We start from the raw sequence: 24,521 nt of genomic DNA, 5'->3' as shown, positions 1-24,521 counted from the left end.
GATTGTTTTTGTTGTTTCCACTGGTGTTGCGTGTCCGGGTGATGCGCGATGTCTACAGGGTGTGGGCCATTTCCGTTTTCGGTGTGATGTTCCTGGTCTCGGGGTTGAGCATCAGCTGTGCCGCTTTTTCAGCAATCATCAGCGTAGGCGAACACGTGTTGCCGGAGGTAATGCGCGGCATGATCGAGGCATCGGCAATCCGCAGACCGGGTACGCCATGCACGCGCAGCTGCGCATCGACCACCGCGTCCGCGTCGTTGCCCATGCGACAGGTGCCGACCGGGTGGAAAATCGTCGTGCCGATCTTCGCCGCCGCCTCGTGCAGTTGCTCCTCGGTTTGCAGGCTGGCGCCGGGCAGGTATTCCACCGGGTTGAAGGCTTGCAGGGCCGGGGCGCTGACGATGCGCCGGGTCAAACGAATCGCGTTGGCGGCCACGCGCAGGTCTTCGGGGTGACTGAGGTAATTGGGCTGAATCAACGGCGCTGCTTGCGGATCGGCGGAGCGAATCTCGATCCGGCCACGGCTCTGCGGCCGCAGATCACACACCGACGCGGTGAATGCGGGGAAGCTGTGCAACGGCTCGCCAAAACGCTCCAGCGACAGCGGCTGCACGTGGTATTCGAGATTGGCCGAAGTCTGTTCCGGCCCCGAACGGGCAAACGCGCCCAGTTGACTTGGCGCCATCGACAACGGCCCGCTGCGGTCGTACAGATAGCGCAGGCCCATGCCCATCTTGCCCCACACGCTGCCGGCGATCTGGTTGAGGGTGCGAGCGTTTTCCAGTTTGTAGATCAGCCGCAGTTGCAGGTGATCCTGCAGGTTGCCACCGACGCCCGGCAGTTCATGCACGACGCCGATGCCGAGTTTTTCAAGCAGCGGACGAGGGCCGATTCCGGAGCGTTGCAGAATGCTCGGCGAGCCCACGGAGCCGGCGCACAACACGATCTCCTTGCGCGCCTTGAAGCTTTTCACCTGACCCTGCCAACGGGCGCTGACTTTCGAGGCGCGACCGTCCTCGAACAGCACGCGATCCACTTCGACGTCGGTCAACACCGTGAGATTGGCCCGGTCGCGGATCGGCTTCAGAAACGCCTTCGCCGCATTCCAGCGTACCCCGGCCTTCTGGTTCACCTGGAAGTAACCGCAACCCTCGTTGTCGCCCTGGTTGAAGTCATCGATGCTGGCGATGCCGCTCTGTTCGGCAGCACTGCGGAACGCATCGAGAATCGGCCACGACAGGCGCTGGCGTTCGACGCGCCATTCACCTTTGTCACCATGAAAATCCGCCGCGCCGGCGAAGTGGTTTTCGCTCTGTTTGAACAGCGGCAGCACGTCGTTCCAGGCCCAGCCCGGATTGCCCTCGGCGGCCCAGCGGTCGTAGTCGTTGGCCTGGCCGCGCATGTAGATCATGCCGTTGATCGACGAACAACCGCCCAGCACCTTGCCGCGCGGATAACTCAGCGCGCGGCCATTGAGGCCCGGTTGTTCTTCGGTCTTGAAGCACCAGTCGGTGCGCGGGTTGCCGATGCAGAACAGGTAACCCACGGGGATGTGGATCCACGGGTAGTTGTCGCGCCCGCCGGCCTCCAGCAACAGCACGCGCCGTTGCGGATCCGCCGACAGCCGATTGGCCAGCAAACACCCGGCCGGCCCGGCGCCGACCACGATGTAATCGAATTCATCGAGGGAAGTCTGCATTCCCTGACCTCGCTTATTGTTTTTGTTGTCAGTCATCCTAGTTGTTAGCTTTCGTCAAAAGAATGTTAGTTTTTGCGCAGCCGCTGTGCGTTTTCAAACAGCGCTTTCTGACGATAGCCGACAAGGACAAGCCATGTTCGACTGGAACGACCTGCGGTTCTTTCTCGAATTGCAACGCAGCGGCCGACTGCTTACCGCCGCCCGCCGCCTGAACACCACGCACGCCACCGTCGCCCGGCATATCGAAGCCATCGAAAAAAGCCTCGGCACCGCGCTGTTCGTCCAGCACGCCCAAGGCTACGAAATGACCCCGGCGGGGGAAGCGCTGCTCAAGCATGCCGAGGCCATGGAAAACGTCGCGCTGCTGGCCCAGGAAGAAATCACCCAGTCCACGGCGCCGCTGGGCAAGATCCGCGTCGGCGTGACGGAGGGGCTGGGCATCATGTTTCTCGCCAGCCGCATGATCGGGCTGTTCGAGCGCTATCCGGGGCTGGAAGTGGAACTGGTGGCGGTGCCGCGCTTCGTCAGCATCCTCAACCGAGAGGCGGAAATCAGCATTCACCTGGAACGGCCGGCGGCGGACATGCTGGTCACCCGCAAACTCACCGATTACCGGCTTGCGCTCTATGCCAGCCGAGCTTATCTCGACGATGCGCCACCACTGCGTACCCGCGAGGATCTTGGCCGGCATGCGTGGATCGGCTACGTCGATGATCTGCTGTTCAGCCAGGAACTGATGTTCCTCAACAGTTTCTGCCGCAATCCGCGCGTGGTGTTTCACAGCACCAGCGTGATCGCCCAGCAGCAGGCGGCACGTTCGGGGCTGGGGATTGCGGTGCTGCCTTGTTATATGGCGGCGTCGGATCCGGACCTGGTGGCGCTGTTGCCGGATGAGAGCATCGAGCGCAGTTACTGGATCAGTACACGGCGGGAGTTGCACAAGTCGGTGCGGTTGCGGGTGGTTTGGGATTATGTGGTAGGGCTGTGTGAAGGCGAGCGCGAACTGTTGATGGGCCCGTAAAGGGCGGCTGTTCCATGCAACTAAAATCCCCCGCAAAAGGTCATTCGATTTGCAGAGGTTGAGTCATCTCGCAGAACCTCCACAACGAAGATGCTTGCCGTGGCTACTCACCTCGATCGCCGCAATAACCTGTCCCTCGACAGCCTGAATTTCTTCCTCGCCGACGTACGCGACGGGCTCGGTCCTTATCTGGCGATTTATCTGTTGGCAGTTCACCACTGGGAGCCGGCGAGTATCGGGCTGGTCATGACGATGGCCGGGATCGCCGCGCTCATCACCCAGACCCCGGCGGGCGCGCTGGTTGACAGCACACGCTTCAAACGGGCGCTGATTGCGATTGCCGCGCTGGTGGTCACCGGAAGTTGTCTGCTGCTGCCGTTCGTGGCCTCATTCAGCCTCGTGGCCCTGACGCAAGCCATCAGTGCCGCTGCCGCTTCGATCTTCGCCCCGGCCATCTGCGCGATCACCCTCGGCATTACCGGGCCTCGCGCCTTCACGCGAAGGACCGGACGCAACGAAACCTTCAACCACGCCGGCAACGCCTGCGCCGCACTGTTGGCCGGTTTGTCCGCGTATCTGTTCGGCCCGGTCGCGGTGTTTTATTTGATGGCGGTCATGGCGCTGGCCAGTGTGATTGCCGTCTCGTTCGTATCGGCCGATGCCATTGACCACGATCTCGCCCGAGGTCTTTCCCCCAGCGAAGCGGGGCAGGGCAAGCAGCCTTCGGGGTTTTCCGTGTTGCTTACCAACCGGCCGCTGCTGATGTTCGCGATTTGCTGTGCGCTGTTTCATCTGGCGAACGCGGCGATGCTGCCGCTGGTGAGTCAGAAACTGGCGCAAGCCAATCTGCAGATGGCTACGCCGCTCACGTCCGCCTGTATCGTCGCGGCGCAGATGGTGATGGTGCCGGTCGCGTTGCTGGTGGGCGCGAAGGCCGATCTGTGGGGGCGCAAACCGTTGCTGCTGGCGGGGTTCCTGATTCTGCCGCTGCGTGGCGTGTTGTATGTGCTGTCCAACGACCCGTGGTGGCTGGTTTCGGTGCAACTGCTCGATGGTATCGGCGCGGGGATTTTCGGCGCGCTGTTTCCGGTGGTGGTGAAAGACCTGACGCAGGGGACCGGGCACTTCAACGTCAGCCTCGGGGCGATTTCGACGGTGTTTGGTTTGGGCGCGGCGTTGAGCAACAGCCTGGCGGGGGTTGTGGTTCAGGAGGCGGGGTACAGTGCTGCGTTTTTGACATTGGCAGGTGTGGCGATTGCGGCGCTGGTGCTGCTTTGGCTGGCGGTGCCGGAGACGGTGTCACGTTCTAGTGCTGAAGCCAACGGGTTGCAAGGCCCTGCGCCGCCGACCGTTGCGCCCTGACGCATTCTCGCACTGGACTGCACGGCCAACCTGACCTTCAATCTGTGGGTTCATAAAACGCCGTCGCAAACAGGGAGATTGCAACATGACCGACGACACCAAAATAAAAGGCCCGGCATCCTACTTTCCTTCAATTGAAAAGAAGTACGGCCAGCCCATCGATCACTGGCTGAAGCTTCTCGCCAGTATCACCGACAAAAAACACATGGAACAGGTCGCCTGGCTCAAGACCGAGCACGGCATGGGTCACGGGCATGCGAACGCACTGGTTGCCCATCATCTGGCCAGCGTTAAAAAGTGAGGGCAGGGCAGCCATGAACTTGAAACACAGGCCAGTGAAGGCCGATGACGTCAAAACCATCTGCGGTTTTCCGCAAGGCGTTCAGGAGTTGTATTTCATGTTCCCGAAGGCGGAGTTTCCGTTGACGGAGGCGCAGATGAGCGCCGCGATCAGTCAGCGTTTCGACTCCACGGTGGTCGAGGCCGATGGCAAGATTGTCGGCTTCGCCAACTTCTATCGCGCCGAGCGCCAGGGCATTTGCTGCATTGGCAATGTGATCGTGGCGCCGAGTGCCCGGGGCAAAGGTGTGGCGCGATTTATTGTCGAGACCATGACTGAGCTGGCCTTCGAACGTTGGGAGGCGAAGGAAGTGCAGTTGTCCTGTTTCAATGAAAACACGGCCGGGTTGCTGCTGTATCCGACGCTCGGATTTGTACCGTTTGATATCGAGGAGCGTGCTTCGCCGGGAGGTGGGAGAACCGCGTTGATTCACATGAGACGTTGCAGAAATAAGGCCTGATAGCCCGATCGGTTTGACCGTCAGGGTTGTGCTTACTACGCTGCTGTTCATGGAAGTGTCATCTCGCACGACAAGGAGTGTCGGTTATGCGTGCAGCCGTTCGTTCGCCTTTTATCCTGAGCCTGTTTCTGCCCCTGGCATTCAGCGCCGTGGCGGCCCAGCCGCCGCTTGATCCGCTGGAAACCCTCAACCGCATCAACCGCAACTACAACACCCTCAAAGACTCCTGCCAGGAGCCCGACACCGGCGCCGCTCGCGGGCATTACTACTGCAGCGGTGTGACCCTGCGCATGGTCAACGACGGGCCGTTCAACCCGTGGGACTACAGCCCTTACGCGATCAAGATCGGCGCGACGTCCTACTCGTGGATTCGCAAGGATCTGAGCACGCGGATCCTCATTCACCCGGCCGGGTTGATCCTTCGCACACCTACCGATGCGGCGGCGTTGAAGCTGCCGGTCAAGGAGCAGGGCTTCACTTGCATCTACGCTTTCGATGGCGGCACCGGGCCCGAGCGCAAGTGGTATGGCTGCGGTTTTTTCGACAGCCGCGAACCGCCGCGCGCCGCCCAGCCACCGATGAACAACAGGAACGCCGCACTGGCCTACGGCACCTGCGCAGAAGCGGGCGTGAACACCGCCGAACAGTGGACCAGCAAATACACCGGGCTGATGAAAGGGCCGATCCAGTACAGCCAGTGCTCCTGGAACGCGGAGAAACCCAGCGACTGGAACGCGATGATCCGCGTCCACGAATCGCGGGTGAACACCACCAACAAAGACCCGTTCGCCTTCAGTGCGCAGGTCAACGAATTCATGTTGAAGAATGCCTCGGCCACCAACGATGGCAGCGAAAACATGAAGTACATCGATGCCTTCATTTACAACGTCAACAGCACGCAGAACTTCGCCACCCGTGGCGATCAGGCGCCGCCCAAACCGGAAAACGGCCTGAACAGTGCGCGCAATTTCCAGAAAAAACTCCAGGCCCAGGGCTACAGCGTGCCGATCCTGCGGCTGGACTTCACCAAGCCGCCGGAGCAGCGTTTCAGCTATGTCGCGGCGGATCAGGCGATCGATCTATCGGTTGCCGGCAATGGCCAGCCTGCTCCTGTGACCTCTCGCTACATTGCGTCGGCCAATTGGGTGGAGCGACACGATCCCGGCACCGGCAAGAACGAATGGACGCTCAATGTCACGCCCACCGCCGAGGGCAAGGCGATTCAGGCCAGCGATCAGGAAGCGTTGTACAAGGAACTGTTCGCCCTGCGCGGCGCCGACAGCCAGTGGCGCGAAAACGAAAAATCTCCCGGCAGCATGCGTCAGCAACTCAGTTGTCTGGTGCAGAGCTATCCGGGCAAGACCGAGTGGAACCTGGAGCCGTTCCGCCCCGTCGTCAGCCCACAGGAAGCCGCCAAGGCCGGTTGCAACCCGCTGCCGGCCAAGGTGCCGCAGTACATCGCTTCTGCCGACTGGGTCAAACGCTACGACCCGGGCACCCGTCAGGACGAGTGGACCTTGAGCGTCGTGCCTACCGCTGCCGGGCGCGCTTTGCCCAACGAGCAGATCGATGCCTTGTACCAGCAGCTGTTCGCCCTCAGAGGTGCCGATGACAACTGGCGCAGCAACGAGAAATCCGCCGGCAGCATGCGCCAGCAATTGAACTGCGTACTGGTGAATTACCGCGCCAAGACGCCATGGAATCTTGAACCCTTCCGGCCTGCGCTTTCGGACGCCGAGACCCGGGCGGCGGGGTGCAATCCGGTGGTGCGTTAATGCCGTCGGACATCGTTATCAAACAGGGAAGTCGAGCAGAACAATCAGGGAGAAACACGTCATGAAAGAACGCTGGAACAGGATCGTCCCGCTGCTTGCGTTGCCGTTGTTCCTGCAAGCGACTTCGGCCAGTGCCGAATCGTGCGCAGACACGCTCAAACGCGTTGAAACCTTGTACAACAACACCACCGCCAGTTGCGGCAAAGACCCGGCATCGGACTGTTCGGGTTTGCTGATTCGTGGCACTCATCGCGCCGATCCGGCAAAAGGGCAGAAGTGGGATGTCTGGAACCCCAGCCCCAAAGCGGTAGAACTGGGCACGTTCGCCGCGTCCTACATGCGGGCCGATGGCATCAGCTACGAAGACCCCGGCATGAGCACCCAGAACGGCTACATCATCACCCCGGTCGACATGGTGCGCGACCCGGAAACCCCGGTTCACGTCTACTGCGCGTTTCCCAACGATGCCTGGACCGACTTCCGTGACGACCGTGGCTGCGGCAACAACAAGAACACCAGCCAGACCGAAGCGGTCTGCCAGTCCATGGCCTCGCCGATCACCAACGTCAATGCCTGGGTCGCGCACTTCACCAAGTTCAACAACAACCGCCAGCAAGACCAGTTGCAATGCGGTTTCAACATGCGCAACCCGATGAGCAGCCAGGATCGGGTCAACGCCTTCCAGAACTTCATGGGCGCCCGGCGCGTCATCAACACCCGTGAATTCCAGACTCAGACCGAACTGCGCCTGGGCAATCCGAAGACCGACGAACTGCCGATCCTGGCCTTTTTCTACAGCGACCAACGAGGTTTGAACGACGCCCTGGCCAACCAGCGCGACTACAAAGCCAGGACCGGCAAGGACCGCAACGTCGTCAAGATCGACTTCCCGAAAACCCCCAACGGCAAAGCCACGTTCTCCTGTATCCAGACCGCAGCGCCACCGGCGCAACAGTTCTGCGACAAGTACATCGAGTCCAGCACCTGGGCCCAGCGCGACGACCCGAAACTCGGGCCGAAAACCTGGTCGCTACAAGTCGTGCCGACCGCTTGCGGACGCGCGATCAAGGATGACCAGACCGACCGGATGTTTGCCGAGCTGTACAACAAACACAAAGACGATGAGCAATGGCGGATGTACAGCGTCAATGGCGGCTCGATGCGCCGGCAGATGGTTTGTCACCTGGCGGCGACGTTTGATGGCAAGCCTGTGAGAAACAAGCCGGAGTGGAACCTTGAGCCTGCGCGGCCGTATGTGGATCAGGCGACGGCGGTGGCTCAGCGGTGTAATCCTTTCTGAGGTTATTGAAGGGCAGGGATCCTGCCTGCCGAGCCTTTGGTGTTGGCCGGCAGGATTTTCAAGACTCAAATATGCAACCAGGCCAGCGAGCCCAGCATGACCCCCAAACCCGCCGCGCCAAACGAGACGCGTCTGAGCCATTCCTTGCGCGTCAGCAGAGTGATGGCCGCCAGTGAAATGGCGATTTGAATAGCGGTCATGGCCTGGGCCCAGCGGTGATGCTGATGCAGGACCTGCTCTGACTTCTCGTCCCACTCTTTCGCCTGCTGCTCAAGTGTTTCCGCCTTTTTTCGGGCTTCCTCTTTTTGCTCCGCATAGCGCCGCGCCTCGGCAACATAATGAGCGGAATCCAGCCCCGGAAGATGGCTGGCCAGCTCCGACAGATTCTGCCGACTGGACTTGGCCTGGTAGTAGTTCCACTCGTTGGCGGCTTCGGTCTTCTGAATGGCCGCGTTGTTTTTGTCCATGGCCGCTTCACTCTCCGTCGAGCCGGCCTGATAACTCATCAGTGCGCCGACCGTCGCCATGATCGCCGTCATGACCGCAATCTTGCTGGCAAAGCGATCGCCTTTTGCGTGGGCGTGATGGGTGGTGTGTTCAACGTGTTGCTCGTGAGGACTGGGGACTTCGAACTCTTCAGGCATGACGGTCGGACTTGGATTGATGGAGGAATTTGCGCGGATTATGCAGGGTGGCCGGTTTTTTAGACACAGGGGACTGGTGGTGTCTGGATGAAAGCGGACGAACTGATTTACGTATTCCCGTCGGACTGCGAAACAGTCTTTTTTGTCAGACATTAAACACGGAATACGTGGCCTGTTTATGCGAGGCCTCTCGTCACATCCCGATGCCCACAACGCCTTGCGCCACGCCCTACACCTAAGACAGAATCCGCCGGCTTGTGCGTCTGGGGCTCCCTCCGTAACTTGATTCCCGTCACTGCTTATCAGTGATCGGGTCTGCAAGCCCGCCGGAAAAACCAGTCGCACAGCCCTGCCAAAAGGACGCTCGTTTGTGTCCGCTCAATGGCGGCTTTGTGCGGGAGACCCTCGGGTCTGCCGGGTGCCTGGTTTCCCGGTCTTGCAGACCCGCACTTGGCTGCCACCCATCATCTGCAAGTGATGCTGGTAGCTCCTAATCAAAATCAGGAGTTTCACCATGATCAAACCAACACCGAATCCGCCAGAAACCGATCCGGTCTCCCCATACAAATTCCCCGATTCCCGAACCCTCAACGAAGCCGCCGAACGCGCCCTCGACCATTACCTCACTCCGCAACAACGCATCATGGGCAGCCACACCACACACGATCCCATGTTCCTGGCCAACCCCGCCTACAACAGCGAATCCCTGTTGGCCAACGCCAGCGAATCCCTCGGTTCGGCCAGCGAAATGCTTAGCAACTTCGCCGCCATCCTCGAACCCGCCCACCGCAAAACCGCACTGGGCATCGCACAAGTGGTCATGGTCGCGGGGCTGGCCGTGAATCAGGCGCTGGATAAGGTAGAGCTGAAAGCGTAGAGGCTGTCCTCAAGTAAAAGGGAGCAGATCCATTACCTGAATCTGCTCCCGTTGTTGTTCCTGAGTTCAGCCGTTGGCGTCTGCTCGCTTTTGCGCCGTCACGATGCAGGCCTTGTAGAAATTGGAATGGAAATCGCTGATCGCTTTCTGCTGCAAGCTCTCGCTTGAGTACTGAGGAATCGCGTACGCCTCGCGAATCAGCGTCTTGAACAATTCACCCACATACTCGCTCTGCTTGCCTGCCGCTTCGGCCAGTTCCCACACCGAATCCATGGGCGCGCCTTGCTGCCGGCTTTTCATGACCTGTTTGGCCGAGTTTTCTATTCGCTGACACTCTTCGAGTTCTTCCTGCGGAACAGGAGAGGCAAGAGCGGAAAGACTGATGGAGAAGGTTATCGCTGCTGCAGCAAGAGATTGTTTGTGCACGAGGTGTCGTCCGTGATTTTGAGGGTGAACCTTATCATTCATGGCGTGGCGCCACCATTGCAGGAAGCCAAGCGCTGGCACAGGGCCACGCTTTGCGCCACCTCGCTTCGACTGTCACCCTCCGGTCCGTTCTCAAAGGATCAGAACAAGGAATCAAGGATTGAGTGGCTACATTCCCAACCCGCCAAAAAATTTCCGCAACACAGGCACCAAACCCGTCGATATTCATGCCCAGCGTTGGGCGGAGTATGAGAAACACGGGAAAGAGCCTGCGCGTGAGCCTGAAAAAATCGGCATAGCCCTGCGGATCGGAGTGTTCTTCGATGGTACGGGGAACAATGCCAACAACGCTGCGGCCGGACTTCTGTGCGGCGCTCATCATCCGATTGCGGCTAAAGATATTGATGCCAGTTGCAAGCCGTTCATGAAAGATCCGGACAGCAGCTACGGTAACGACACCAGCAATGTGCAGAAACTGAGTGACTTGTACTACGCACCTCAGAAAGCGGAAGGCGAGGGTTCGCAGAAGCAAGCCTTCCGCATGGTGTATGTCGAGGGGATCGGCACTCGCTCAGGCATGGAGGACAGCACGTTTGGGGCTGGCACTGGTCGAGGTGAGACTGGGGTTGCAGGTCGTGTTCAGCTTTCGTTTTCAGAGATCAAACTGCGTATTGAAGGGATACTGGCTAGTCATCCTGACAGCGAAATTACTTCTCTGACATTCGATACGTTCGGTTTCAGCCGTGGTGCTGCTGCCGCTCGGCATTTTGCTAACGAAATTGCACGCGGAAAGCAGGGCCCCCTTGGGGATGTGATGCGCAGTAGTGCAAGGGGATTTAGTTCTACTTTCAATGACCAATACAAAAGCAGCATCAATATGGGCTTCATTGGTCTGTTCGACACCGTACCCTCGATTGCCGGATGGTCGAATCTGGGCAATATCAAAAGCCCTGTTGCCACTGGCATCAGGTTGTACCTGGATCGTCGCTATTTCACTGATGTCGTCCAGCTGACTGCCCGCGATGAATGCCGGGCGAATTTCGCTTTGAGTCGCGTCAAACCTGATCACCTGGAAATCGTTTTACCGGGAGTTCATTCCGACCTCGGTGGTGGTTACCTCGAAGAAGCACAAGAGAATGTGCTTGTCAGTCCAATGCAAAGCCTGGACGTGTCGCAGAATACTGATGTTGTGACAACTTCGATTTACCGTGATGCAGAGATAGTAAAGGATCAGTTGCTCGCCAAAGGCTGGCCTGCGGAAATGCTGGAGATTGTCACTCCCGCCGCGCTGCCCTTGACGAATGCATTAGACGATCGGCTCAGTCCACGCCTGAAGCGCGTGTACGCCGCCGTTCAGCTAAAACGTCCAGTGAGTGGGATGCTCTCCCGGGTGTATCTGCGCTTGATGCACCAGCTGGCGAAAGAGAAGGGCGTTCGCTTTAAAGACATTCCGGATACACCTGAGCTGGCTGTTCCTTCAGAGCTTCAAGCATTGTGTGATCGGTTCTTAGCGGGCGACTACAGCGTTGCTCCTCAAGAAGAAAAGCTGTTGAAACTGAAGTACATTCACACGTCCGCAAACTGGAATCATCCCCTTGGCCGCAGAGACGGTAGTGGAATGCGAGCGGTCTACATCAATGCTCCTACCGCAGACTCGATTCGCGTACAACATCCTCACGTACCTGACTGGACGCTCTGGTAATGAAATTACTCGTCACCCTGTTTTGCGCTTTGTTCGTGGCTGGCTGCCAGTCCGCTGCCCCTCTATCAGGAAAAAACGACCCCAAATCCGAATGGTGGGAACTGGCATTCATTGAGCCTGATTACATGCAGGTTTGGGTGGAAGACAGTTCTGTGCAGGACGTTACCGGCAAGGTCTACTTCAAGGCCAATGGCGGCTCCGCAGCTGGTGGCGAGCCTGAGGACGGCACCGATTCGGCCCGCGGCTGGTCAGTCGTGGACGGCAGCGGAAAACGAGTGGTGGGTGCCGATCTTCCCGTTCGGATATATGTTCGATGGCAGTCAATCGTTGAAAAGAAAACTTGGCAAGCCTGGGTGGATATTCCAGAACACGCCAGGCATTTGATGGTGGAATCCACCAGCAAACGTTGCCCGCAAACACCTGAACGAGAGGCGCGGTTTATGGCGTCGGTCTACTTGGGGCTGGCACCCGGCGGGGTAGTGCAGGCTTGGGTTAAAGACTCGTGTCATAAGGCGATCAAGGTCGCTCGGGCGCAAGCAGAGATCGAACCGTTAGGGCCTAGTCAGGGGAAGAGCGAAGGACGTTACGCGTATCCAGTCAATGACAAGGCTAAGCGCTACATCGAGAAATTCGGTATCCCGTATGGGAGCTGGTAGCGGTCAGTCGATGGAGCGACTCATAGCCTTGTTTTGTGCTTTATTCATGACTGGATGCCAGCCGGCGACCGCGTTGTCTGCCAAAAACGACCCTAAGTCCGAGTCGTGGGAGCTCGCGTTTACTGAGCCTTACTACATGAAAGTGTGGGTGGAGGACAGCGCCGTCGAAGATATAAACGGCAAGCTGTTCAAGCGTACGGGGGGAGGTACGGCCGCTGGCGGGGAGCCTGAGGACGGTAAAGAGTCTGCACGAGGTTGGCACGCGGTGGGTGCTGCTGCAAAGCCAGTGATTGGTGCCGATCTCCCCAAGCGCATTTACGTAAGGTGGCAATCGATAGTCGAACCTCAGACCTATCGTGTCTGGTTGGACGTACCCGAGGAGGCCAGACAACTAATGCAGACTTCGGTCAATCAGCGTTGCCCGGAAACTCCAAAGGAGCAAGCGAGTTACTCCGCTTCTATCTATCTGGGGCTGGCACCAGGTGGGGTTGTACAAGTCTGGGTTAGAGACTCGTGTCACCATCCGGTGAAAGTAGCACGGGCCCAAGCCGAGATCGAGACGCTAGGTCCGAGTCAGGGTAAGAACCAAGGTCGTTACGCATATCCGGTGAGTGAGAAGTCGCAACGCTACATCGAGAAATTTGGCATTCCATACGGCAGTTGGTAGCTGTCAGCAAATGAGGCCATTCATAAGTTTGCTATGCCTGCTGTTGATTGCTGGTTGTCATTTGACTGATCCGTTGTCAGGCGAAAATGATCCTAAGTCCGAATGGTGGGAGATGGCTTTTATTGAGCCGGACTACATGAAGGTCTGGGTGGAAGATAGCTCTGTCCAAGATATCACCGGCAAAGTCTTCTCCAGGACTGGCGGCGGCACAGCCGCTGGCGGTGAGCCTGAAGACGGCACAGAGTCTGCCAAGGGTTGGAAGGGCGTTGGCGGCAGTGGAAGGAAAGTGGTGGGTGCCGACCTTCCCATTCGTATTTACGTCCGCTGGCAATCCATCGTAGAGCAGAAGACATGGCAGGCTTGGGTGGACATTCCTGAGGAGGCCAGGCAAGTGATGGTGTCATCTACCAATCAGCGTTGCCCGCAGACGCCTGATCAAAAAGCAAGATATTTGGCGTCGATCTATCTGGGGCTGGCGCCTGGTGGTGTCGTGCAGGTTTGGGTCAGAGACTCGTGCCACCATCCGGTGAAAGTGGCCCGAGCCCAAGCCGAGATCGAGCCGTTGGGACCTAGTCAGGGCAAGAATGAAGGGCGTTACGCATATCCGGTCAGTGAAAAGTCCAAGCGCTATATCGATAAATTCGGTATTCCGTACGAAAGTTGGTAATTCTTGAAGGTCAGGAGTAGGGAAAAATCCATCCCCACTTTTTGAGGACTAAACAGATATATACCAAGGAGCTGCAGAGTCGGTATGAACGTGCTTCTGCTTTTCAGGCAGGAATGGCGTATCGAGCGTGCCCAGTGCTATCGAAACCCAGTCGGCAAACTCACCTTGTGATCGTGACCAGAACAAAGTCGAACCGCATTCCGAGCAGAACTCGCGTAATACCGTCTCCGAAGAAACATAGGATTTAATGCTGGCGGAGCCACGGAGTATGCGAAGTGTGCTTTGCGGAACACTGCCGTACGAAGCGAATGCGGCCCCGTGACCTTTACGACATTGACTGCAATGGCAATGGCTAACTGCTTTTGGTGAGGTGATTAATTCGTAACCGACGGCTCCGCACAAACAGCTTCCCTGGTACACCTCTGACATACGCATTCCGTTCAGGTGAAAAACGTCAGCGTAACCGTCTCAGTCTGATCAGTCGACCGATCACTTGATGCCTGAAGTTGAGATTCGGGAAATTAAAATTTCCGCCAGGAGCATTCCGGACAACAGGCTGTTACTGATCAGGCGTGCTCCCCGATACACCACCACTGAACGTCGACTTCATCATCGTCCTGGGTTACATCATGCCCATGCTCAATGAATTGCTCGGGCACATTCAGCGCGAGCCTATCGCTCAAGTGTATCGGGGCAAGCGAGTTATGCTGCCCCAGAAAACTAAAGTAGTACTCACGGTCATAGAACACTGTCACTTCGCTTTGGTGTAACCAGGGCCATACCACCAGGCAGGCAATGCGGTAGTAACCTTGGCTGCGATCCGCTGCGCGGGAAAGATGAGCCGCTGCTTCGAGCAATTGCTGAACACAGAAGGCCTGCACTTCGATACGTGCTTGCGGACCTTGAACGAGGTTGTTGAGTACCGGGATTTTCCAGTGTGTGTAACGCTCTTGCTCATCGCTGCGAGGATGGAACTCGCCGCTAAAACTCGCGGCCCAGTGCTCCAAGGAGCGGAGGTGACGGGGGATGTTTCGGACTTTTTTGTTACTGAGGAACAATCTTCGCAAGGGGATATCCTTATGTGGCTTGATGACCAAACTATTTTTTATATTTATGAAACGAGGATGTTAACGGCAGCAGTCCCCAACCGCTCCCCATTAATCGTTACATGCACCGCATGCTCCCCCGCATAGTGCTTGCGCGTAGTGAAATCCTTGATCACCTGCCGCCGCGCCACAACCTCACTCCCAAACCCCGCCAACACCAACGTCTTCAACTTGAAAACCTTGGCCGAAGTCCCGCCATTCGCCTTCACATAGTCAATCGCATAATCAATCACCAACCGTTGCTCAACCGGAACCAACGACCGCACGGTGAATGACAAAGTGATCGTCTCCCCAAGCCGCACAACCGCCGGTTCAACCTTCACATCCAGCAATTCAACTTCAGCCTTGGCCCCAGCACCAATAACAGTGAGTGCCCGCATATCGCCCTGTTTGATCAGACTCCGCAACGCATGTTTGGCAATCCAGGCCGTGTGCCTGTTCTCCAGCGACCAACCCTCAACCGTATCCAGCACCCACTCCGGGTGCTCTTTGGTCACGTCATTCAAATGATTCGCCACTGACTTGCGCACGTACAAACTCTCATCCGCCTTCAGCCGATCAAGAATCCTGGCGGCCAGGCGCGGATCAGCCTGCACCGGCTCCAGACGAAACGACCATGGCAGGCGAGGGCGGCTGCCTTCGCTGGCGAGGCGGCGGACGTGGTGGTTTTCGTCTCGGGTCCAGTCGTGCATCAATTCCAGCGAGCGTTCCAGGTCGCTGCGCAGGAAGTGGCGGATGGCGAATTCGGAGGAGCCGAAAGTGGTGAAGTACTTCAAGGCTTCCATAGAGGTGTCGAACGCGTGCGCGCCGTAGCTCGCGACGTAGTGCGGCAGGCTCATGCTGACGAAGCCGCTGTTCAGGCGTGGAGCGAGTTCGCGTAGTACGGCGAGGGAATCTGTGTAGTCCAGTGGTAGCACGGCGTGCAGGCTTTCGCTGACGCGGGCCATGCGCTGCATGACCGAAAGGTCGGCGAGGCCGTCGTTGGCGTGCTTGAGAAAGGCCTTGGCCTTGAACGCCGGGTACACGGCGCTCATTTCGCTGGCGATGTGTTGCAGACGCTCGGCGTTGAAGATTTCTTTCAGGGCCGGGGCGGCGGTTTCGGTTGTGCTCATGATCAGTTCATCGGGGTGCTGATGAACGCTTCGAGGCCTTCGGCGTACGCGGTGTACTGGGCGATGCGCGGGAAGCGTTGGGCGTCGATCTGGTCGGGGACGACGAGTCCGGTGAAGCTCCAGGCGACGGCGAGGGTGATGCCGTCCTGCTGGAGGGTGCCATCGGTGGGCAGTGGATGTTTTTGCAGTTCATGTTCGAGGGCGGTGAAAGCGGCGGCGAGTTGGCCTTCGACGCGTTCGACCCATGGCTGATATTGAATGTCGGCCGGGCGCAGGTTGCGTTCGTAGTAGAGCTGCACGGCTTTTTCGCAGGCGGCGAGGCCGAGGCCGATCAGGCGCAGGGCTTTTACCCGTTGGGTGAGGTCGGTAGGCAGCAGGGTTTTGCCGGACCGGGCTTCGAGGTAGTCGAGGATCAGCGTCGAGTCGATCAGCACTTCACCGTCGTCGAGGACCAGGGTCGGCGCCTTGACCACCGGGTTGATCTGCTGGAAACGCTCGAAGTGGCGAAACACCGACACCGGGTCGTGTTCCAGTTCGATCCCCAGACACCTGGCGGAGATCGCCACGCGGCGCACATATGGGGAGTCCAGCATGCCGATCAGTTTCATGACGCGTTCCTTCAAGTCAAACCGGGGGAGGGCATAACGTAGCCGAGGTTGGGGAGATTGTCAGTCCTGAAAGCGGGTTGTTTCTGCCGTCGGCGATTGTAAAGAAATGCGACAAAGCGCCGCTCATCCGCCGTTTGTCTTCTATATACAGCCGCTCGACTGAATTTCTTGCTATAAACGCACTCCGATGAGCGCCGTGAAGCCTGCGTCAGAGCCGTTTCCGGGCTTTGTCGGACAAATTCCCGCTATTTAGAGTTGCTGAGGCCTCAAACGGGCCTTAGACTGCCGCCCCTTCGTAAATTGAGTGCCGGGTGGCGTTTGCAATAAACGATGCCTTTCCGATGACCGCAGGCGGTTCGCCGGAACGCTCCCTAATTCGCCTTAATGCACGTTTTTTTATAGAGATATCAATGACAAAGGACAAGTTGCTGGCCATGCCGGCAGATGACTACATGAATGCCGAGCAACACGCTTTCTTCAGCGAGCTGTTGCAGAACATGAAAGTCGAAACCCACGAGCGCATTGAGCAAAACCGTATTGCCATCGAGAGCCTGGACACCCCGGCCGACCCGGCGGACGCCGCCTCGGTGGAAGAAGAGCGCACCTGGCTGGTAAACGCGATCGATCGCGACCAGCGCATGCTGCCTCAACTGGAACAAGCCCTTGAGCGTATCAAGGAAGACAGCTTTGGCTGGTGCGACGACAGCGGCGAGCCTATCGGCCTGAAACGCCTGCTGATCAGCCCGACCACCAAGTACTGCATCGAAGCTCAAGAGCGTCACGAGCAGATCGACAAGCACCAGCGTCAGGCCTGATTCCTGAGGCGACCCCTTCAATGCGGGTCGTCGCGAAAAGATCGCAGCCTTCTGCAGCTTTTTTTAAAGCGGCAGAAGGCTGCGATCTTTGCTTTTTTTCGTCTGCTGGAAATCCCCGTGCCGTTCCATTGACCTGCCACAGACCCACGACTAACGGACCATGGATAATGGCCTTGTAGTGGCGTTTAATGCAGTCACAACAATGAGAACAAGCGTGGGGTAACAAAATGACGAGAGATGGATCTCTGGTTGCGGCTCTGCCCGCACCAGTTGTTTTGCCGAAGAATCGCTGGCTGTCGCCGACCCTGCAAAGCATCGCCCTGATGCTGTTGCTGGCCGGGATGACCTTCGGCGAATGGCCGTTATACGTGGGCATGCCGCTGGCGGTGCTGATTGTCTGGCTGCCGCGCCTGCGCTCCCGTGCTGTCCCCGATGAGCAGCCGGTCGATAGCAGCAACGCGATGTCCGAGCTGACTCGCGATCTTTCCTACACCACCAGTCATAACGCGCTGTCAGCCGCCGGCGTGGCGTTTTCCGTCAAGGAGCTGGCCGGCAAGCTGCAATCGCAACTCGATGCTGCCGCACAGATCGTCAATAACGCCGAAGTGATGATCGCCACGGAACAAGCCACTTCCCAACTCAGCCGCGAAGCTTTGGGCGCCGCGAGCGAAGCCCATCACAGCAGTGCAGCGGGGCGCACCGAGCTGGTCGACTCCATTTCGCGCATGCATCAACTCAGTCAACGCGCCAATGCCAGTCGTGAACTGATCGAAGCCTTGAGCGAGCGTAGCGACGACATTCAGCGCGTGACCCTGGTGATTCAGTCCATCGCCAGCCAGACCAATCTTCTGGCACTGAACGCTGCCATCGAAGCGGCCCGGGCCGGAGAGCATGGTCGCGGTTTTGCGGTGGTGGCAGATGAGGTGCGTGGTCTCGCCGCTCGGACGGCGACGGCCACCGGTGAAGTGGGCGAAATGGTCGCCGACATTCAGCAGCGTACGGCGCAGGTGGTGGAGCAGATCCGCCAGCTCTCCGACGATTTGCACACCGGTGTCGAGCAGGTCGAACACACCGGTCAGCACCTGGAAAACATCGCGCGACTGGCGGCCGGGGTTGAAACCCAGGTCGGCGAAATCGCCCGGGGCGCCGAAACCAATCGCGAACAGCTTGACAGCCTGTTCACCGCCATCGAGCAAATGCGCAGCGATCTGGCAATCAGCGACCAACAGACCCGGCGCCTGGCCGAAGCCGCGGTGCAGATGGAAGGGCAGGCGGAAACCATCAGCGAGCGTCTGGCCGAAGTCGGGCTGGATGATTATCACCAGCGCATCTACGACCTGGCCCGTGAAGGTGCGGGACAGATAGCCGCGCGTTTCGAGGCCGATGTCGAGCAAGGGCGGATCAGTCTCGAGGACTTGTTCGACCGCCAGTATCAGCCGATCCCGAACACTCAGCCTGCCAAGTTCCAGACCCGTTTTGACCGCTACACCGATCAAGTGCTGCCGGCGATTCAGGAGCCCCTGCTGCCGCGCCACGAAGGTCTGGTGTTCGCCATCGCCTGCACTCAGCAGGGTTATGTGCCGACCCACAATCAGGCATTCAGCCAGCCGCTGACCGGTGATGTGCAGGCCGATACCGTGCACAACCGCACCAAGCGCAAGTTCGCCGACCGCACCGGCATTCGCTGTGGCAGTCATCAGCAACCGGTGCTGTTGCAGACCTACACCCGCGATACCGGCGAGCTGATGCACGACTTGTCGGTACCGATCATGGTCAAGGGGCGGCACTGGGGCGGGCTGCGCCTTGGGTACAAACCCGAGAATCCGCGCTGAAGCATTGTTGCCGGAATTGCAATGAAGCTGTGCACGCGCGTTGCTGTTTCCCCTTGATCCAAATCATTAACATGCCTGTATAGTTAGGTAGCTAATGAAGTTGGGAGGTCAGCATGCAATGCAGAGTCGATGTCGCGGTGATGATCGGCAGCGGTGTTCCGGCTGGGCTGCGTGCGATGGGGCAAAGTGTCTGCTGGGTGGTGTTGCTCAACGGTGAGCGGCGGGGCACGGCGTTCGCCAGTCGTGACGAGGCTGAAGAATGCAGGGCTGCGTGGCTCGCGCAGTTGAAAGACGAGCCCGGTAGCAGCCTGCACTGATTGCGTTTAATGATCGTGGGCCACCCGTAATTCCAGCGAGCGGGCGAGGGCACAGGCAGCGTTGTGATCCTCACGGAAACCTCTTACACGGCCGGTCGACTTTTCCCTGATATGGAAGAAGGCGTTACCGGCCGGAATCACTTGAAACCGCGGTTCCCGGCCACATGACTCTGGTGCGGCGTCAGTGCCAAGGCCTGGGGTACTCAAGACAAAGGGTTGTTCGTAAGCCGCGGCAAAATGCGTCAAAGTGCACATATGAAGTCCTTTTCATGGATTGACCCGCATTTACAGACGGTTGCGGGTAGTCGCGAGCAGCGTCGCTGCTCTAGAATCGCCAACACCTGTTGACGGCATGGCGTTATCTAAAGCAATTTTTTGCGTGCGATATGTCGGAAAAGTGCTTTTCTTGGTGAGTATTTTCCCTAAAGTTTGTAGTCAGTTTTCTCTGGCAAACCGTGAAGCTTTTTCCTTCAACATTTGGAGAACGTCTTTGCAGGTTTCGCGAGCGCCATTCCAGTAGTCTTGTGAACCTCGCGCTGAACAAGCACTTTGCCCGTTCAGGCTTTTATTCGAGTCATTGCGCAACACCATCGGCCTGGCCGTTTTCAACGTCGTGCGCGTTTTTCGCGCGTGGCACTCTTTCAAGTGTGGGGATGTTTCTTTGGCAGTCAGTAACCTCGATATGCATGCTTTGTTCGTGCTGGGTGATTTGCGGGCAAAGCTGGTCAAGCAGTTTCAATCGCGTTTTGTTTACATCACCGAGCAAAACGCCGAAGGCATTTACGTTGCCGAAATCGACACCGAAAGCGCATTGGTGGTCGATGACAAGCCCGGCCTCAAGCTCAAGGTCGGCGATCACTTCAGCGCTTCGGTACTGCCCAGCCGTGAAGGCGGCAAGATGGACATCCGTTTTCGCGAGATCAAGATGACTGTGTACGGTCTTGGCGACTATGCCTTCGTCAGCACGGCCGACGGCCATGCCATCGTGTTCAAGGAAGGCCACAGCGCAGTCACTGTGTTCGCCGCCAATGAGCAATTGCAGGAAGGCCTGACCAAGACTCTGAAAGCCGTTACCGCCAAGGCCGCCAAGTGGCGCAAGGGCGAATTGGTGACCTTCAAGGCCAGCGAGTGACGGCTGTGAGTCGCGCCGATTTCCATTTGCAGAACCTCGACAGCGCCCGCGATGAAGCCCGGCGCCTGTTCGATGCGAAAGCCGAATTGAAGGGTGCCTGGCTCGGTTGGGTCGCCTCGCAGGTCTACGCTTTGCAGCCTGCGGAATACGCCAGCATGGTCAGACGCGAGCTTCAACGCTTGCAGGAAATGTCTGAAAAGTAGCCTCGCCCGTGGCATGCCCCTGAAAAAGCAGGAACCTCGTCTACAGTCAGTTGACTGAGTATTCAGAGGCTTGTGGTCTTCTGTCAGGCCATCCTGCTATTGCTGTGAACAGCACGAGGTGCAAAGCATGAACGGATTTCGACGGTTGCTGGCCGCAGGGCTGGCCACAATGGGCTTGATGGCTGCGGTGCCGGCGGCCAATGCGGCACAGACCCCGATTCACTTCGCGGACCTGAACTGGGAAAGCGGCAGCCTGATCACCGATGTCCTGCGGATCATCGTCGAGAAGGGCTATGGTCTGCCGACGGATACGCTGCCGGGCACCACCATTACCCTGGAAACCGCGCTCGCCAACAATGACATCCAGGTGATCGGCGAGGAATGGGCCGGGCGCAGTCCGGTGTGGGTCAAGGCCGAGGCTGAAGGCAAGGTCGCCAGCCTGGGTGATACGGTCAAGGGTGCCACCGAAGGCTGGTGGGTGCCGGAATACGTGATCAAGGGCGATGCCGCCAAAGGCATCAAGCCACTGGCGCCGGACCTGCGCAGTGTCAGTGACCTGAAGAAGTACAAGGACGTGTTCAAGGATCCGGAAACTCCGAGCAAGGGGCGGTTCCTTAACAGCCCGATCGGCTGGACCTCGGAAGTGGTGAACAAACAGAAGCTCACGGCTTATGGGTTGCAGGGTGACTTCACCAATTTCCGCAGCGGTTCCGGTGCGGCGCTGGATGCCGAAATCAGTTCGTCGATCCGCCGGGGCAAACCGGTGCTGTTCTATTACTGGTCGCCGACGCCGTTGCTCGGCAAGTTCAAACTGGTGCAGCTGGAAGAGCCGCCGTTCGACGCCGAGGCCTGGAAGACTTTGACGGACGCCGACAACCCCAACCCGAAACCGACCCGTTCACTGGCCTCGAAGCTGTCGATCGGGGTGTCTGCGCCATTCCAGAAGCAATACCCGCAGATCGCGGCGTTCTTCAGCAAAGTCGATTTTCCGATCGAGGAACTGAACAAGGCGCTGGCTGATATGAGCGAGAAACACACCCCACCACGGGAAGCGGCGGAAGCGTTCATGAAGGCTCATCCGGATGTGTGGCAGGCGTGGTTGCCGAAGGACGTGGCGGACAAGGTTCAGGCAGGTTTATAGCAGTGCGGCGAGGGAGTTTCTCCCTCGCCGCTGTGTTTCAGAACCGGGTCTGCACGGCCAGCTCAAAGGTGCGCGGTGTGCCCAGGTAGTACGCAGGCGACACATGGGCGAATTCGGCATACACCTCGTTGGTCAGGTTGCGCACCCGGCCGGTGACGGTGGTGTGCGAATCGACCTTGTAGCTGAGGAAACTCCCGAACAAGGTGTACGACGGCACGGTCATGGTGTTGGCATTGTCCGCATACACCGAGGCCACATACCGCGCATCAACCCCGCCTTGCCACTGTGGGGAAAAGTCATAGGTCAGCCACAGATTGCCGACCCGGTCCGGCACATTGGTCGGCGTGTTGCCCTTGCGTGAAACCACCACGCCGGCGGCGTTTTTCTCGTTGAACTCATCGTATTGCGCATCGACCCAGGCGAAATTGCCCTCGGCCAGCAGCTTGTCGGTGATCCGCAGAGAACTGGCGATCTCGATGCCTTTTGACGTCTGCTGGCCGACTGGAATGCTGTTGGTCGGGTCCAGTGGGTCCGTCACTGCGAAGTCCTTGCGCTCGATGGTGTAGGCGGCCACTGTCGCCGACCCACGTCCGTTCAGGTAGTCGAACTTGCTGCCGATTTCCCATTGCTTGCCCGTTGAAACGTCGAAGTCCTGAGTGCCGTTGGGTTGTTCGGCGGCGGTGCTGTATTGCACGTAGACATTGGCTGACGGAATGAACTGATACGTCAGCCCAACGCGCCCGGTGACAGGCTCCCAGCTGCGCTTGAGATGGCGCGGGTTGCTCGCCGTCACCGTGCGATGGTTGGTTACGTCCAGGTCGATGTCGTCGTAGCGCAGGCCGGTGAGCAACGAAAGCTTGTCGGTCAGCGCGAGACGGTTCTCGGCGAACAAGGCTTTGGTGGTGACCTCGTTGGTCTTGTCGCTGACAAAACCAGGCTTCGTGCCCGGAATGTCATAGAAATGCCCCGGACGATAATTGTTCGGGTCCACGGTGCTCGCGCCTTTGACGTTCAGCGGCGAGTTGGTGGTCTGGTTGACCTTGTATTCGAAGCCGCCGGACCAAGTGGTGGCGAGGCCGAACAGGGTGTTGTCATGGCGCAGTTCGAACTGGTTGCCGTCCTGCTCACCCTGATGCCGGACCTGATAGGCCGTGGAGCGGTTCACTGCGCTGTTGTCGGCGTTGTACTGGTAGGTTTCCAGGTTGCGGTAATCGCGCTGGCTGTCGAGGTGATAGAGCGTGTTGCGCAGGGTCGTGCTGTCGTTGATCCGGTAGTCGATGATCGAGCGCACCCAGATCGTCCGCTGCTCGTAGCGGCCGTCTTCGACGTTGTAGTTGTTGAAGCGGTTGTGCCGGTCGATTTTCAACTCGCCAGCCTTGGGGTTGAGCACCGGGGTGCCCCAGTACGGGCTGTCTTCGTGTTCGTCCTGATATTCCAGGGCCAGGGTGTGCGACAGGTTCGGCGTCAGGTCGCTGAGCAGCGAGAACGCCATGCTCCAGGCATCGCGTTCCTGACGGTCGATGTAGCCGTTGCTGGTATTGTGGCTGACGTCGAGGCGCGCGTAATGCTGCACGTCGGCGCCGGGCTGACTCAGAGCGTGGTTGAGGCCGAACGCAGTTTCGGTGGTGTCGTAGGTGCCGTAGCTGACCCGGCCTTCGGCGACTTGCTCGTCGCGAGTGGCCAGTTTGGTCACGTAGTTCAGCGAGCCGCCGACCGAGCCGGCGCCGTTGATCAGCGACGACGGACCGCCAACCAGTTCCACCCGGTCATAGATCCACGAGTCCACCGGCCGTGCCAGTCCGCCAGAGACATTGATGCCATTGAACATCTGGGTGATCTGGCTGCTGGTAAAGCCTCGATAAGAGACGAAACCGCCGAAGCCCGGCGGTGCACTGGCGTTCACGCCCGGCAGAGTGTTGGCCGCGTCCTGAAAGTTTTGCGAGCCATGACGCTCGATGTCATTGCGATTGGCGATGGCCACCGAGGCCGGGGTGTCGCGCACGCTCAAGCCGAGGCGTGAAGCCATGCCGCTGGACTGGTCGAGGCTCAGGCCCGGTTCGGCGGCGGACTCGCCGTCAATGGTGATCGGTGCCAGATCCACGGTGGATTGGGCCCAGGCGTTGACGGACAGGCAGCCGCACAGGCTCGCCAGCAAGGTAAGTTGTTTCATCGATTGAATCCTGAATGCTTGTCTAGGAGTCAGCGCACAGGCGAACGCCACGCGTTGGCGCAGTGGGCTGACAAATCAAAAAGGCAAAGACACTCAGGCGAGCGGCGGGGCGCGGGGGTTGGCCGAAGGCCAGGTGAAGCGGGCAGGGAGGTCGGCGCTGACGATGACTGGCAGCGGCGGACTGTGTTGTTCCGGCAGGATCGCCAGGGTCAGGCTGGAGTTGAACGCCGGGCCCATGCCGCCAGTGGAGCACAGCGGACAACCGAAAGCCTTGGCCAGGGTTGGCAGTTTTTCTTCGGAAGGATTGGACGCGAGTGGCGCCTGGGTACTCGGGTCGACGGCGCAGAACTGGCCACCGATTCCGTTGAGCTGCATCCCGACCATTTGCCCGTGACCGATGCTGCAGGCGAACACGTTGAACAGGACGCAGCAATAGAGCATCCAGGCCAGCAGTGAGCGATCGGAACGGGTGAATTTCATGGGGCGGCA

The 24,521-nt window shown here is 58.7% G+C and carries 27 protein-coding genes; 17 read left to right on the top strand and 10 right to left on the bottom strand.

The features are described 5' to 3' along the window. Positions 1-52: 52 nt before the first annotated feature. The gene (locus tag M5B98_RS04805; protein ID WP_248742008.1) at positions 53-1,699 is read right to left on the bottom strand and encodes a GMC family oxidoreductase; all 1,647 of its coding nucleotides are present in this window, start codon (positions 1,697-1,699) and stop codon (positions 53-55) included. Positions 1,700-1,832: 133 nt separating this feature from the next. Here M5B98_RS04805 and M5B98_RS04800 point away from each other — a divergent pair, with 133 nt between their 5' ends. From M5B98_RS04800 to M5B98_RS04775, 6 genes are all read left to right on the top strand, one after another. Beyond that, positions 1,833-2,720, top strand: coding sequence for a LysR family transcriptional regulator (locus M5B98_RS04800; protein ID WP_248742007.1), 888 nt, complete (start codon positions 1,833-1,835; stop codon positions 2,718-2,720). A gap of 99 nt (positions 2,721-2,819) precedes the next feature. Further along, the gene (locus tag M5B98_RS04795) at positions 2,820-4,082 is read left to right on the top strand and encodes an MFS transporter (RefSeq protein ID WP_248742006.1); all 1,263 of its coding nucleotides are present in this window, start codon (positions 2,820-2,822) and stop codon (positions 4,080-4,082) included. A gap of 85 nt (positions 4,083-4,167) precedes the next feature. Continuing rightward, on the top strand, positions 4,168-4,383 hold the full coding sequence (locus tag M5B98_RS04790) for a DUF4287 domain-containing protein (RefSeq protein ID WP_248742005.1): 216 nt from the start codon (positions 4,168-4,170) through the stop codon (positions 4,381-4,383). 13 nt (positions 4,384-4,396) lie between these two features. Beyond that, entirely contained in the window at positions 4,397-4,882 is a 486-nt protein-coding gene (locus M5B98_RS04785; RefSeq protein ID WP_248742173.1) for a GNAT family N-acetyltransferase, read from the top strand. 86 nt (positions 4,883-4,968) lie between these two features. Continuing rightward, complete coding sequence (locus tag M5B98_RS04780) at positions 4,969-6,657, top strand: DUF2599 domain-containing protein (protein ID WP_248742004.1); 1,689 nt, start codon at positions 4,969-4,971, stop codon at positions 6,655-6,657. A 61-nt stretch (positions 6,658-6,718) separates the two neighbouring features. Then, entirely contained in the window at positions 6,719-7,957 is a 1,239-nt protein-coding gene (locus M5B98_RS04775; RefSeq protein ID WP_248742003.1) for a DUF2599 domain-containing protein, read from the top strand. A 65-nt stretch (positions 7,958-8,022) separates the two neighbouring features. Here the strand turns inward: M5B98_RS04775 and M5B98_RS04770 are convergent, their stop codons facing one another. Further along, complete coding sequence (locus tag M5B98_RS04770) at positions 8,023-8,601, bottom strand: DUF4337 domain-containing protein (protein ID WP_248742002.1); 579 nt, start codon at positions 8,599-8,601, stop codon at positions 8,023-8,025. Positions 8,602-9,115: 514 nt separating this feature from the next. On the opposite strand from M5B98_RS04770, the gene M5B98_RS04765 reads away from it, so the two are divergent. After that, on the top strand, positions 9,116-9,478 hold the full coding sequence (locus M5B98_RS04765; RefSeq protein ID WP_248742001.1) for a DUF6124 family protein: 363 nt from the start codon (positions 9,116-9,118) through the stop codon (positions 9,476-9,478). Between the two features lie 66 nt (positions 9,479-9,544). Here M5B98_RS04765 and M5B98_RS04760 read toward each other — a convergent pair whose 3' ends face one another. Then, entirely contained in the window at positions 9,545-9,946 is a 402-nt protein-coding gene (locus M5B98_RS04760; protein WP_248742000.1) for a hypothetical protein, read from the bottom strand. 118 nt (positions 9,947-10,064) lie between these two features. Here M5B98_RS04760 and M5B98_RS04755 point away from each other — a divergent pair, with 118 nt between their 5' ends. The 4 genes from M5B98_RS04755 to M5B98_RS04740 are packed head-to-tail and all read left to right on the top strand — an operon-like array spanning position 10,065 to position 13,596. After that, positions 10,065-11,606 carry a phospholipase effector Tle1 domain-containing protein gene (locus M5B98_RS04755; RefSeq protein WP_248741999.1) on the top strand — a complete coding sequence of 514 codons (1,542 nt, stop codon included), beginning with the start codon at positions 10,065-10,067 and terminating at the stop codon, positions 11,604-11,606. Further along, positions 11,606-12,262 carry a DUF2931 family protein gene (locus M5B98_RS04750; RefSeq protein WP_248741998.1) on the top strand — a complete coding sequence of 219 codons (657 nt, stop codon included), beginning with the start codon at positions 11,606-11,608 and terminating at the stop codon, positions 12,260-12,262. Before M5B98_RS04755 ends, M5B98_RS04750 begins: the two co-directional genes overlap by 1 nt. Positions 12,263-12,272: 10 nt before the next feature. Then, positions 12,273-12,929 carry a DUF2931 family protein gene (locus tag M5B98_RS04745; protein ID WP_248741997.1) on the top strand — a complete coding sequence of 219 codons (657 nt, stop codon included), beginning with the start codon at positions 12,273-12,275 and terminating at the stop codon, positions 12,927-12,929. A 10-nt stretch (positions 12,930-12,939) separates the two neighbouring features. Then, positions 12,940-13,596 carry a DUF2931 family protein gene (locus tag M5B98_RS04740; protein WP_248741996.1) on the top strand — a complete coding sequence of 219 codons (657 nt, stop codon included), beginning with the start codon at positions 12,940-12,942 and terminating at the stop codon, positions 13,594-13,596. Between the two features lie 48 nt (positions 13,597-13,644). Here M5B98_RS04740 and M5B98_RS04735 read toward each other — a convergent pair whose 3' ends face one another. From M5B98_RS04735 to M5B98_RS04720, 4 genes are all read right to left on the bottom strand, one after another. Then, positions 13,645-14,025 (bottom strand): GFA family protein, encoded by a 381-nt coding sequence (locus tag M5B98_RS04735; RefSeq protein WP_248741995.1) that lies wholly within the window; start codon positions 14,023-14,025, stop codon positions 13,645-13,647. Between the two features lie 137 nt (positions 14,026-14,162). Next, on the bottom strand, positions 14,163-14,663 hold the full coding sequence (locus M5B98_RS04730) for a DUF3916 domain-containing protein (RefSeq protein ID WP_248741994.1): 501 nt from the start codon (positions 14,661-14,663) through the stop codon (positions 14,163-14,165). A gap of 44 nt (positions 14,664-14,707) precedes the next feature. Then, a complete protein-coding gene (locus tag M5B98_RS04725; RefSeq protein WP_248741993.1) occupies positions 14,708-15,814 on the bottom strand; it encodes a DNA alkylation repair protein in 1,107 nt (368 codons plus the stop codon). A 2-nt stretch (positions 15,815-15,816) separates the two neighbouring features. After that, entirely contained in the window at positions 15,817-16,422 is a 606-nt protein-coding gene (locus tag M5B98_RS04720; RefSeq protein WP_248741992.1) for a glutathione S-transferase, read from the bottom strand. A gap of 410 nt (positions 16,423-16,832) precedes the next feature. Here M5B98_RS04720 and M5B98_RS04715 point away from each other — a divergent pair, with 410 nt between their 5' ends. From M5B98_RS04715 to M5B98_RS04705, 3 genes are all read left to right on the top strand, one after another. Beyond that, positions 16,833-17,237 (top strand): TraR/DksA family transcriptional regulator, encoded by a 405-nt coding sequence (locus M5B98_RS04715; protein ID WP_007935965.1) that lies wholly within the window; start codon positions 16,833-16,835, stop codon positions 17,235-17,237. A gap of 227 nt (positions 17,238-17,464) precedes the next feature. Beyond that, on the top strand, positions 17,465-19,069 hold the full coding sequence (locus M5B98_RS04710) for a methyl-accepting chemotaxis protein (protein ID WP_248741991.1): 1,605 nt from the start codon (positions 17,465-17,467) through the stop codon (positions 19,067-19,069). A gap of 113 nt (positions 19,070-19,182) precedes the next feature. Further along, positions 19,183-19,386 (top strand): hypothetical protein, encoded by a 204-nt coding sequence (locus M5B98_RS04705; RefSeq protein WP_085711424.1) that lies wholly within the window; start codon positions 19,183-19,185, stop codon positions 19,384-19,386. Positions 19,387-19,392: 6 nt separating this feature from the next. Here M5B98_RS04705 and M5B98_RS04700 read toward each other — a convergent pair whose 3' ends face one another. Next, positions 19,393-19,641, bottom strand: coding sequence for a hypothetical protein (locus tag M5B98_RS04700; protein WP_248741990.1), 249 nt, complete (start codon positions 19,639-19,641; stop codon positions 19,393-19,395). Between the two features lie 406 nt (positions 19,642-20,047). Here M5B98_RS04700 and M5B98_RS04695 point away from each other — a divergent pair, with 406 nt between their 5' ends. From M5B98_RS04695 to M5B98_RS04685, 3 genes are all read left to right on the top strand, one after another. Continuing rightward, the gene (locus tag M5B98_RS04695) at positions 20,048-20,518 is read left to right on the top strand and encodes a hypothetical protein (RefSeq protein WP_085711422.1); all 471 of its coding nucleotides are present in this window, start codon (positions 20,048-20,050) and stop codon (positions 20,516-20,518) included. Between the two features lie 5 nt (positions 20,519-20,523). Then, the gene (locus M5B98_RS04690; RefSeq protein ID WP_248741989.1) at positions 20,524-20,721 is read left to right on the top strand and encodes a hypothetical protein; all 198 of its coding nucleotides are present in this window, start codon (positions 20,524-20,526) and stop codon (positions 20,719-20,721) included. Positions 20,722-20,848: 127 nt separating this feature from the next. Then, complete coding sequence (locus M5B98_RS04685; RefSeq protein ID WP_248741988.1) at positions 20,849-21,862, top strand: ABC transporter substrate-binding protein; 1,014 nt, start codon at positions 20,849-20,851, stop codon at positions 21,860-21,862. A 37-nt stretch (positions 21,863-21,899) separates the two neighbouring features. On the opposite strand, the gene M5B98_RS04680 is transcribed toward M5B98_RS04685, so the two are convergent. Then, complete coding sequence (locus M5B98_RS04680; RefSeq protein ID WP_248741987.1) at positions 21,900-24,032, bottom strand: TonB-dependent receptor; 2,133 nt, start codon at positions 24,030-24,032, stop codon at positions 21,900-21,902. Positions 24,033-24,125: 93 nt separating this feature from the next. Continuing rightward, on the bottom strand, positions 24,126-24,512 hold the full coding sequence (locus M5B98_RS04675) for a DUF2946 domain-containing protein (RefSeq protein WP_096820149.1): 387 nt from the start codon (positions 24,510-24,512) through the stop codon (positions 24,126-24,128). Positions 24,513-24,521: the final 9 nt, after the last annotated feature.

The sequence above is a fragment of the Pseudomonas sp. MWU12-3088 genome, from assembly GCF_023242405.1.
GTDB lineage: Bacteria > Pseudomonadota > Gammaproteobacteria > Pseudomonadales > Pseudomonadaceae > Aquipseudomonas > Aquipseudomonas kribbensis.
This window is presented reverse-complemented; position numbering and strand designations above follow the sequence as displayed.